8 protein-coding genes are annotated in these 11430 nt (G+C 60.1%); 3 read left to right on the top strand and 5 right to left on the bottom strand.

What is annotated here, in order from left to right:
* Nucleotides 1-218: 218 nt before the first annotated feature.
* The 3 genes from GFU70_RS12965 (at nt 219) to GFU70_RS12955 (ending at nt 4716) form a co-directional block, all read left to right on the top strand.
* Nucleotides 219-1277: a tetratricopeptide repeat protein gene (locus GFU70_RS12965; RefSeq protein WP_116642322.1), complete on the top strand. Its 1059-nt coding sequence runs from the start codon at nt 219-221 to the stop codon at nt 1275-1277.
* Nucleotides 1278-1543: 266 nt separating this feature from the next.
* On the top strand, nt 1544-3046 hold the full coding sequence (locus GFU70_RS12960) for an ATPase domain-containing protein (RefSeq protein WP_058545851.1): 1503 nt from the start codon (nt 1544-1546) through the stop codon (nt 3044-3046).
* Nucleotides 3043-4716, top strand: coding sequence for a response regulator (locus tag GFU70_RS12955; protein WP_058545850.1), 1674 nt, complete (start codon nt 3043-3045; stop codon nt 4714-4716). The genes GFU70_RS12960 and GFU70_RS12955 overlap by 4 nt, the downstream gene beginning before the upstream one ends.
* Before the next feature lie 138 nt (nt 4717-4854).
* Here GFU70_RS12955 and GFU70_RS12950 read toward each other — a convergent pair whose 3' ends face one another.
* From GFU70_RS12950 to GFU70_RS12930, 5 genes are read right to left on the bottom strand one after another with little or no spacing between them, the layout of a single operon-like run.
* Nucleotides 4855-5232 (bottom strand): response regulator, encoded by a 378-nt coding sequence (locus GFU70_RS12950; protein ID WP_058545849.1) that lies wholly within the window; start codon nt 5230-5232, stop codon nt 4855-4857.
* Nucleotides 5225-6505: a hybrid sensor histidine kinase/response regulator gene (locus tag GFU70_RS12945; protein WP_153388158.1), complete on the bottom strand. Its 1281-nt coding sequence runs from the start codon at nt 6503-6505 to the stop codon at nt 5225-5227. The genes GFU70_RS12950 and GFU70_RS12945 overlap by 8 nt, the downstream gene beginning before the upstream one ends.
* A gap of 5 nt (nt 6506-6510) precedes the next feature.
* Nucleotides 6511-7098 (bottom strand): chemotaxis protein CheB, encoded by a 588-nt coding sequence (locus GFU70_RS12940; RefSeq protein WP_058545847.1) that lies wholly within the window; start codon nt 7096-7098, stop codon nt 6511-6513.
* The gene (locus GFU70_RS12935; RefSeq protein WP_058545846.1) at nt 7095-7910 is read right to left on the bottom strand and encodes a CheR family methyltransferase; all 816 of its coding nucleotides are present in this window, start codon (nt 7908-7910) and stop codon (nt 7095-7097) included. Before GFU70_RS12935 ends, GFU70_RS12940 begins: the two co-directional genes overlap by 4 nt.
* The gene (locus GFU70_RS12930) at nt 7910-11392 is read right to left on the bottom strand and encodes a response regulator (RefSeq protein WP_153388157.1); all 3483 of its coding nucleotides are present in this window, start codon (nt 11390-11392) and stop codon (nt 7910-7912) included. The genes GFU70_RS12935 and GFU70_RS12930 overlap by 1 nt, the downstream gene beginning before the upstream one ends.
* Between the last annotated feature and the right edge of the window lie 38 nt (nt 11393-11430).

Below are 11430 nucleotides of genomic sequence, written 5' to 3'. Positions count from 1 at the left end.
CCTCCTCCTGTGGGAGTGCCCTGTGGGAGCAAAGCTTGCTCGCGATAGCAGTGTGTCAGTTGCATTGCTGATACCCCCCTCATCGCGGGCAAGCCATGCTCCCACATTGACTCGGGCAAGCTTACTCTGGGTGCATGAGAGGCTTCACAGAGTTTGACTCAAGCCCCCACCTGACCGAAGCTTGCGGCATTTCACGCTCCTGGTTATGGATTACCTGCATGTCTTCGTCTCGCCGCCGCTATCTGCTCCTCAGCCTCTGTGTCCTGTTGGTGATTGGTCTTGTCGCGGTATGGCTGCGCAGCACCACGCCGCAGATCCCGGAAGCGATCAAGCGTGGCTACAGTGAAGCCTTGGGAAGCGCCCGCAACGGGCAGCCTGGGGCGGCGCGGATGCTTTACCAGCAACTGGGGCGTCCAGACCTGTCGCCCAAGCGCCGCATATGGCTGCACGCCGAACTGCCCAACTACCCCAGCCCCCAAGCCCTGAAGCTGGCGGATGCGGATCTGCACAGCGAATCGCCGGACGTGCGTCGGGCCGCCATTGGCAGCATCGTCGGGCTGGTGCCGACAGGTCAGCGCAGCCTGTTGCTCGGCCCGCTCCTGGATGATGACGACCAGAATGTCCGATTCGCCGCCGTGAATGCGCTGCTGGGCCTCTCCCCGGATGACCTCGGCCTGTATTTCGGGGCGATGCAGTTAGCCATCGACACCTGGGAGCAGGTACTCGAAGACGCGCCGAAAACCGCTGAGTCCTACTTCCAGCTCGCTCGGCTGCACCTGCACAACGGCGCATTGAAGAAAGCCCAACTGGCGCTTGAGCAGGCCTTGCGCCTGCAACCGGACAACCTGCCGGCGCTGGTCATGCAGATCGAAGTATTGGACAAACAAGGCCAGGGCGAAGCCGCGCGACTATTGCTCGCCCGACAGTTGAAAGCCCAGCCAGCGTCGGCCTATCTGCAACATGCGCTGGGCATGTGGCTGCTGCAACACGGCCAGAACGAGTATGCCGTGCTCGGCTTGGCAAAAGCTGTGGAACTGGACCCCGAGAACCGCCATTACCGCTATGACCTGGCGACTACCCTGCATGCCGAGCAGGAAGTGGAAGCAGCGCAGAAACAGCTGCAGGAAATCGTCCAGCGCTACCCCGCCGATCGCAAGGCGCGGGTATTGCTGATCAACTACTGGAAGGAGACCGGTCAGTTGCAGAATGTTCAGATCCTGCAGGCGCAACTTGAACAGTTGAACCCTGACGACCCGGCGCTGCAACAAGGCCTGTAGGAGCTGCCGAAGGCTCGGGCCGCGTTCTGACGATCTTTTGATCTAGAGAGTTCGAGTGTTCGCTTGTCATTCGATGGGCTTGGTAAAGATCGCAGCCTCGCTTCGCTCGACAGCTCCTACACAGCGCCTACCAAAGTTGTGCAGTACACCTCGTTTTATCGATGTAAGCGGAACCGCCATCACCGCCAAAGGTCAAGTGTTCAGGCAGTTAAATTCAGGCGTTACCCCGCCTGCTGCCCACTTCCCTAGTCATGAGAGGGCTATTTTTGTCTACATCTAACGAGTTGATCAGTGCAAAAGCCGCCACCGGCATCGAAGGACTTGACGACGTCCTTTCCGGTGGTTTGTCCCGCGGCCATGTGTTCCTGCTCGAGGGGGAACCGGGGACTGGTAAGACCACGGTCGCGCTGCATTTTCTGTTGGCCGGCGCCAAGGCTGGCGAGCGCTCGTTATACATCACGCTATCGGAAACCGAGCGTGAACTGCGTCAGGGCGCAACCTCCCACGGGTGGACGCTGGACGACAACATTCATATTTTCGAACTGACCCCGCCCGAAAGCCTGCTCAATGCCGAGCACCAGCAGAGCCTGCTGTACTCCTCGGACCTGGAACTGGGCGAAGCGACCCGACAGATCTTCGAAGTGGTCGAACGGGTCAAGCCAACCCGGGTGGTGCTCGACAGCCTGTCGGAGATTCGCCTGCTGGCGCAAAGCTCCTTGCGCTATCGTCGCCAGATCCTCGCGATCAAGCACTACTTCGTGCGCTACGATGCCACGGTCCTGTTACTCGACGACCTGACCACCGAGTCTCTGGACAAAACCGTGCACAGCGTCGCCCACGGGGTGATTCGCCTGGAGGAACTGACCCCCAACTATGGCGCCGAACGGCGCCGGATCCGGGTGGTCAAGTATCGCGGGCAGAAATACCGTGGCGGTTACCATGACTTCACCATCATGGGCGACGGCGTACACGTCTTCCCACGCCTGGTGGCCGCCGAACACCGCGGCCGCTACCTGCGTCAGCAACTCTCCAGCGGCATCGACGAGATGGATGCGCTGCTGGGCGGTGGTATCGAGACCGGCTCCAGCACGTTGATCCTGGGCCCGGCAGGGACCGGCAAGTCGCTGATAGCGCTGATTTTTGCCGCCGCCGCCGTGCACCGCGGGGAGAAGGCCGCGCTGTTCATCTTCGATGAAGAACTGGGCTTGCTGTTCGAGCGCATGAAAAACATCGGCATCGATCTGCAGGCCCTGCAAGAGACCGGCAACCTGCTGATCGAACAAGTAGACGCCGCCGAGCTGTCCCCCGGCGAGTTCTCCTACCGCGTGCGCCGTTGTGTCGATGAGGGTGACATCAAGACCGTGGTCATCGACAGCATCAATGGCTATCAGGCGGCCATGCCGGAGGAGAACGCCCTGGTGCTGCACATGCATGAATTGTTGCTCTATCTCAACCGCAAGGGCGCGGCGACCTTCATGACGGTTGCACAGCACGGTCTGGTCGGCGACATGCAGGCGCCCGTGGACATTACTTACCTGGCCGACACGGTGATTCTATTGCGTTATTTCGAGGCAGTGGGCAAGGTTCGCCGGGCGATTTCCATCATCAAGAAACGCACGGGCAGCCATGAGTCGACCATCCGCGAATACCGCATCAACGGGTCGGGCATGACCATCGGCGAGCCGCTTGAGGCCTTCCAGGGCGTCCTGCGAGGGGTTCCCACGTACATGGGCGAGAGCAACCCGCTGCTCAAGGATGAACACCGGTGACCCTGGTCGAGCCCCTGCCCGAGCGAACGCTGATCCTCGCGCCGCTGGGACGGGACAGCCAGATCGCCTTGATGATCCTCAACGAAGCCGGTTTCGCCGGCCTCGTTTGCCATCATCTGGGCCATTTGTGCGAAGAATTGGAAAAAGGTGCCGGCCTGCTGGTGATTTCCTCGGAGGCCTTGGTGGGGGCTGATCTGGAAGCGCTGTTCCTGCACATCGAGCAGCAGCCGGCCTGGTCTGACCTGCCCATTGTCTTGCTCACCCACCATGGCGGCCCGGAACAGGACCCGGCGGCGCGTATCGGTACGCAACTGGGCAACGTGACTTTTCTGGAGCGACCGTTCCATCCAGTGACCCTGATCAGCCTGGTGACCACCGCCCTGCGAGGCCGTCGAAGGCAGTACGAAGCCCGCGACCGCCTGATCGATCTCAGCAACAGCGAACTGCGCCTGCAAACCACCCTTGAAACCCTTGAGCAGCAAGTGGAAGAACGCACCGCCCAGTTGCGCCATAACGAAGAAGCCCTGCGCCAGTCACAGAAAATGGAAGCGGTCGGCCAACTCACCGGCGGTATTGCCCACGACTTCAACAATATGCTTACCGGGATCATCGGCAGCCTCGAACTGCTGCGCCGACGCCTGGCCCGTGGCCGCACCGAGGACCTGGACAGCCTGATCGACCTGGGCGTGACCTCGGCCAACCGCGCCGCAGGCCTGACCCATCGCCTGCTGGCGTTTTCCCGTCGGCAATCGTTGGACTCCAAGGCCGTCCAGATGAACACCCTGGTGCTGTCCATGGGCGAGCTGCTGCAACGCAGCCTCAACGAAAGCATCCGCCTGGACATGCAGCTGGACGAACAGCTCTGGGTCGCCGAAGCCGATCCCAACCAACTGGAAAGCGCCCTGCTCAACCTGGTCCTCAACGCCCGGGATGCCATGCCCAACGGTGGGAACCTGGTGGTGAAGACCTGCAATCAGCACCTGGACGCCGATTTCACCGATGCCTACACCAATCTGGCACCCGGCGACTATGTGGTACTGAGCGTGCAGGACAGCGGCTGCGGCATGCCCGAAGCGATCATCGGTCGCGCGTTCGACCCGTTCTTCACCACCAAGCCAATCGGCCAGGGCACCGGGCTGGGCCTGTCGATGATCTATGGGTTCAGCAAGCAATCGCGTGGCCATGTGACCATCGACAGCGAAGTCGACAAAGGCACCACCGTGAACCTTTACCTGCCGCGCTTTCGCGGTGAAGAAATACGCGAACCTCAGGTCACCACCCCAAACGCACCCTATGCGCAGGACGGTGAGACCGTGTTGATCGTCGAGGACGATCCCGCGGTGCGAGTGCTGGTGAGCGCGGTATTGAGCGAGCTGGGCTATGCCTTTGTGGAAGCGGCCGACGCCAACGGCGCGGTACCGATCCTGCAGTCAGGCCAACGCATCGACCTGCTGATCAGCGACGTGGGCCTGCCCGGCATGAATGGCCGGCAACTGGCGGAAATAGGCCGGCAGATCCGCCCGGACCTGCGGGTACTGTTCATCACCGGTTACGCGGAACATGCCGCGGTACGCGGCGGCTTCCTTGACCCAGGGATGCAGATGATCACCAAGCCGTTCACGTTTGATCTATTGACGGCCAAGGTGCGGGAGATGATCCAGACCGTTTGACTCTGCGGGCGGCTCCCTGATTCTGTGGGAAGGTCCCTGATTCTGTGGGAGCAAGGCTGCTCGCTTCAAATAGCCGTGCGCCCCTCACAAGTCATGCTCTACACAAGCTTGCCCAATCCAAACAAGCCTTCTAAAAACCTACGACAACATCGACTGCATGATGCTCTGCAGCTCATCCAGGTCAAACGGCTTGTCCAGGATCGGCGCCTCGCGGGCAAGGAGGCTGTCAGTGTCGCGCACTTCCTGGGCGTAGCCACTGATGAAAATGACCTTCAGCTCGGGACGCAACCTGACCGCAGGCTCGGCGATCTGCACCCCGGAGATACCACCCGGCAGGCGGAAATCGGTAATCATCATGTCCAGATGAGGCTTGCTCGCCAGGATCTCGAACGCCTGGGCACCGTTTTCGGCCTGCAGCACCCGGTATCCCTCGCCAGACAGGTAAGCCGATAACACCATCAGGATCGACGGGTCATCCTCGACGATCAATACAACATCTTGCGCATCTTCACTCATGAGAAGCCTTCGTTCGATCAATAGCTGCTGATACGACCTTGGGGTCTCTCAGAGGTTGCGTCTGTTCGGCGGTTTTGTCCAAGACAGTTTTCTGCAAAGGCAGGCAAACACGAAACAACGCCCCTTCGTTAAGGCGGCTGTTGACCGTGATCGTCCCGCCATGGGCCGTGACAATCTGCTCGGAAATGAACAGCCCAAGCCCAAGGCCGGCAGCGGCCGCCTTGGACGATACGCGCTCGAACTGCTGGAAGATCCGTTTCTGGTTCTCCTCGCTGATGCCGATGCCGTGATCCTGGACCTCGATACAGGCGTGGTCGGGCGTCTTGTAGACGCGCACCTCGATCGGGCCCTTGCCGCCGTAGCGCAACGCATTGGTCAACAAGTTCGAGACCACCTGCTCGATACGAAACTCATCCCAAAGCCCCTCCACCGACGGTTCGGCCAAGCAGGTCAACGAGCATTCGGCGACGGCGATCTGCGGTTGGAAATTGTGCAGCAGGTTTTCCACCAATGCCGTCAAGTTGAGGCGGGTCGGACGGATCGACAGCTTGCCGGTGCGAATCCGCGAAACATCCAGCATGTCTTCGATCAGTCGGATCAGGCTCTTGATCTGCCGCTCGTCACGTTCGACCATCGCCCGCACCTTGTCCAGGCTGAAGGCTGCGGCGTTGTCCCGGGCCAGGTGCATCTTGCGCAGTTGTGTCTCGAGAATCAGACCATTGAGGGGCGTGCGCACCTCATGGGCAACGATGGACATGAAGTCATCACGCATGCGCACCGCTTGCTCCAGTTCGCCGCGAGTGGCCTCCAGTTGCTGCAACAGGACCTCCTGCTCGCGGCGACTCTGCTCAAGGGCTACGACCTGCTCCTTCATGGCCTTTCGTTGGCGGTACAACTCGACGAATACATTGACCTTGCTTTTGACCGCCTGGGTGTCCAGCGGCTTGTGCAGGAAGTCCACCGCTCCGCTTTCATACCCGGTAAAGGCATAGTTGCGTTCACGGCCAGCGGCACTGACGAAGATGATGGGAATGCTGCGGGTCTTCTCCGTGCCGCGCATCAGCTCGGCCAGTTGGAACCCGTTCATCTCCGGCATCTGCACATCGATAATCGCCAGGGCAAAGTCGTGTTGCAGCAGCAGCGACAACGCTTCGTCCGCCGACTGGGCCTTGAAGACCTCGCGGTCACTCCCCTTGATCAACGCTTCCAGGGCCAACAGATTCTCAGGCAGATCATCGACGATCAGCAGTTTGGCTTGAATATCTCTTGGCATGTAGTTCATTCCAGCCCGGCCAGCAATTGGCCGATGCCTTGCAAAGTAAGGATATGGTCGGGGTCGTGAAGGGCCAGCGCCGCTTCGGGCATGGTCGAGACCTGGGCCTCATCGGGGTCCTGGACCACCGTGATTCCTCCCGCCGCCCTGACCTTGGCCAAGCCCCAGGCGCCATCATTGTTGGCGCCGGTCAGCACCACGGCCAGCAATTTCTGGCCGTAGACATCGGCGGCCGATTCAAACAACACATCGATGGACGGCCGCGAGTGATGCACCGGCTCTTCCAGGCTCAACGACAGGCTACGGTCAGCTTCGACCGACAAGTGATAGCCAGGCGTGGCGACATACAAGGTTCCCGGCATGATGTCTTGCTTGTCCCGGGCTTCCTCCACCGGCACCGCCAGACGATGTCCGAATACGTGGGCCAGTTGACTGTCGCGCTCATCCGGCAAATGCAATACCACCAGGATCGGCACGCCAAAGCCTCTGCGCAGGTGTCCGAACACCCTGAGCAGCGCGTCGACACCACCGGCCGACGCACCGACGACAATGGCTTCGATGGGCGGGTTGGATCTGTCCTTCGTCTGGTTCATAACTTGCGATAGATCCGTTCCTGTTTGACCAACGGCTCGAATCGATGGCCGTAAGCCGAGAAATCCAACGTTTCCTTACTGCCCAGTACCAGGAAACCACGGTGACAAAGGGACTCATGAAACAGTCCAAATGCACGATCTTGTAGTTTCTTATTGAAATATATCAATACGTTACGACAGGAAATCAACTGAGTTTCTGAAAAGACACTGTCGGTCGCCAGGCTGTGATCGGCAAAGGTCACGTTCTCGCACAGGGTTTTGTCGAACATCGCATAATCGTAGGCGGCGGTATAGTAATCGGCAAACGAGCGCCGGCCTCCGGCATTCTGGTAGTTCTGGGTATAGGCGCGCACGTTTTCCAGGGAAAAAATCCCCTGTTTGGCTTTATCCAACGAGTGCGGATTGATATCGGTAGCATAGATGAAGGTACGGTCCAGCAGGCCTTCTTCGCGCAGCAGAATCGCCATGGAATAAACCTCTTCCCCCGTGCTGCAACCGGCGATCCAGATCTTGATCGAAGGATACGTCCTGAGCAGCGGCACGATTTCTTCGCGGATTGCCAGGAAATGCGAGGGGTCGCGAAACATCTCGCTGACGGGAATCGTCAGAAATTGCAGCAACTGCATGAACGCTCCCGGGTCGTGCAGCACGCGCTCCTGCAGTGCCGAAATGGTCCTGCACTCGAACTGACTCAGCGCATGGTGGACCCGGCGCTTGATGGACGCACCGGAATAATCGCGAAAATCGTAGCTGTACTTGAGGTAGATCGCTTCGATCAACAGACGAATTTCAATGTCAGTGTCACGTTCCACTAAATTCTTTCCATATTCGGCAACCACACGCGAATCAGCGAGAACAGACGATCCAGATCGATCGGCTTGGCCAGGTAGTCGTTGGAACCGGCCGCCAGGCAGCGTTCCTGATCATCCTTCATCGCCTTGGCCGTCACGGCAATGATGGGCAGCTTGCGCCAGCGCGGGTCCTTGCGGATCAGCGCGGTGGCTTCGAAACCGTCCATCTCCGGCATCATGACATCCATCAGCACCAGGTCGATGTCGTCGAATTCGTTCAGGCGATCGATCGCCTCCAGGCCGTTACGGCCGATGACAACGATCGCCCCCTTCGCCTCCAAGGCACTGGTCAGGGCAAAGATGTTGCGCACATCGTCATCCACCAGCAGCACCTTGCGGCCTTCAAACACTTTGTCGCGGCTGCGGGCGGTCTTGAGCATCCGCTGCCGTTCATGGGACAACCGGGATTCGACTTTGTGCAGAAAGAGTGTCACTTCATCCAGCAGGCGCTCTGGCGAGCGGGCGCCCTTGATGATGATCGAGCGTGAATACTTGCGCAGTTCGACCTCTTCGTCGCGGGTCAGGTTGCGCCCGGTGTAGACGATCACCGGCGGGAAGGAACAGATGTCTTCGCTGGACATGCGCTTGAGCAGGTCATTGCCAAGCATGTCCGGCAACTTGAGGTCGATGATCATGCAGTCGTAGACGTTGGTCCGCAGCAGGTCCAGGGCTTGCTGGGCCAGGCCAACGGCGGTGATCTCGATGTCATCGTCGCCGATCAGGCGGGTAATGCTGTCGCGCTGCAGGTCATCGTCCTCCACCAGCAGCACCCGCTTGACCTTCTGGGTCAGCTTGGCTTCCAGGCGAGCGAATACATCCTTGAGTTCTTCGCGGGTGGTCGGCTTGACGGCATAGCCGATGGCCCCCATGTGCATGGCCGCTTCGACGCGGTCTTCGACGGAAATCACGTGCACCGGGATGTGCCGGGTTTCGGCCCGCTCCTTGAGCCGCTGCAACACGGTCAGCCCGGAGTGGTCCGGCAGGCGCATGTCCAGCAGGATCGCGTCGGGCGCCAGTTGCAATGCCAGGTCGAAGCCTTCATCGGCACCGTGGGCCACCAGGCACCCGTAACCGAGCTCATGGGCCAGGTCGAACAGGATCCGGGCGAACTTGGGCTCGTCTTCGATCACCAGGATACATCGGGTGTCGAACGGCGCCTTGTCGCGGTCGTCGGCAAATCGGGCAATCGGCGTATCCACTTCAGCGATCAGCGGCGCCGATGCGACTTTTGACGCAGCCGGCGCTGGCGCGGTGGCCGTCGGGGTGAACGTCATCGGTTCCATCGGCGAGTCTCCAGGCTCGACGTAACGTTCAGGTAATACCAGCGTAAATACGCTGCCCTTCCCCGGCTCGCTGGAAACGGAGATCGAGCCGCCCAGCAACGTGGCCAGGTCCCGGGAAATCGACAACCCCAGGCCGGTACCGCCATAACGACGGTTGGTCGTGCCATCGGCCTGGCGGAACGCTTCGAAGATGCTCTGCTGCTGATCGGCGGCGATGCCGATCCCGGAGTCGCGCACCATGAACGCGATGCCCGAGCCCGGCTGCCCGGCCACCGATAGGCTGACGGTGCCTTGCTCGGTGAACTTCACGGCATTGGACAACAGGTTCTTGACCACCTGTTCCAGGCGCTGGCGGTCGGTGTAGAGCATTGCCGGCGCATCAGGCAACAGCTGGACCTCGAAACCCAGGCCCTTGTCGGCTGCCAACGGCTCGAACATGGCCCGCAGTCCTTCCACCAGACGCTGCACGCTGGTGTTTTCCGGGCGTACTTCCAGCTTTCCGGCCTCGACCTTGGAGATGTCGAGAATATCGTTGATCAGGTTCAACAGGTCGTTGCCGGCGGAGTAGATCGACTCGGCAAACTTGACCTGCTCCTCGCTGAGATTCTGCTGCGGGTTTTCCGCCAGCAGCTTGGACAAAATCAGCGAGCTGTTGAGCGGTGTACGAAGCTCGTGGGACATGTTGGCCAGGAACTCGGATTTGTACTTGCTCGAACGCTGCAGTTCTTCGGCGCGCTCCTGCAGTTGGATCTGGGCCAGGTTCAGCTCGCTGTTCTTGTGGTCCATGGCGTCGCGCTGTTCGGCCAATTGCTCGTTGGTCTGCTCCAGTTCCTGCTGCTGGGCTTCCAGGTGGGCCTGGGACTCCTTGAGGATGCGCGACTGCTCCTCCAGTTCCTCGTTGGCGGTCTTGAGCTCTTCCTGCTGCACTTGCAGTTCTTCGTTCAACTGCTGGGTTTCGGCCAGCACTTCCTGCAGGCGTTGGCGATAACGGGCGGCTTCGATGGAGGTGCCGATATTGCCGGAAATCAGCTCCAGCAGCTCGATGTCGCGCTCGGTCAATGGCCGCAAGAAACCCAGCTCGATGACACCGTTGATCCGGTCATCGTCACTGGTGGGTGCCACCAGCACGCTATTGGGCAGACCTTGCCCCAATCCGGAGCTGACTTTCAGGTAATCGTCCGGCACGTCGTCCAGGCGGATGAGGCGCCCCTGCTGCACGGCCTGGCCGGCGATGCCTTCGCCGGCGACGATCACCTGCTGTTGCTCTTCGTCCTCCCGGGACAGACCGTAGGTGGCAACGCGCCTGAGGACTCCATTTTCTTCGCGCGCATAAAGCGCAGCGACAGCGACGCCCAGGTACTTGGCACAGAACTGCAGGATGTTGCGGCCCAACAGGTTCAGCGACAACTGCCCCAGGACCTGCTCGGCCAGCAGTGTCTGGCCATTGCGTAACCAGGCCTGCTTCTCCAGGTGCAAGGCGCTGCGTTGCTGGACTTTCAAGCTGGCGCTGTAGCTCTCGGACAGGCTCAACAGATCCCGGCGGCCGACGTAGGCCAGCAACCCACTGACTGCGGCAACGAACAGCAGGTACAGGGCGATACTCCAGATCGTGGTGGTACGCACCTCCTCATTGCGCGCCGCACGCAGTTGCTGCTCGGTCGCGACAATGTCTTCGAAAGACTGGCGAATCTCGTCGGTCAGGCGCTTGCCGCGCCCGGCCTTCAACGCTCCCCGGTAATCGCCGCTGGTGCGTTGCAGGTCGATCATGTCCTGGGCGTAATTGGCCCACTCGGCCTGGAGTGCTTGTATCTTGTGCAGACGGTCGGTCTGGACGGGGTTGTCGGCTGTCAATTCCAACAGTGTGTCCAGCACAACGGCAATCCTGGGCTTGGCGACTTCATAGGGGTCGAGGAAATGCTCGTCACCGCTCAAGAGAAAGCCACGCATGCCGGTTTCCAGATCCACGCTCAGCTTGAACGCTTCGTTGGCATTATTGATCACCCGGTCGGTATGCCCGACCCATTGGAACACCGACAGCAGGTACGTGATAAGGATGATGAAAAACGCCGCGCTGAGGGCGCCTATGCCCAGCGGCAGGCTGATATTGCGGCTCAGAAGCTTGCGAAAACTTTGCTCGTCGACCGAAGACGAAGGAATCATGGAAAGGGCCTTGGTGGACAGTTGAAAACCGTGGAGTT

Origin of the sequence: Pseudomonas brassicacearum, assembly GCF_009601685.2 — a bacterium.
Taxonomy (GTDB): domain Bacteria; phylum Pseudomonadota; class Gammaproteobacteria; order Pseudomonadales; family Pseudomonadaceae; genus Aquipseudomonas; species Aquipseudomonas kilonensis_B.
Note: the sequence above shows the minus strand (reverse complement) of the source record. Positions and strands in the feature narration are given on the sequence as shown.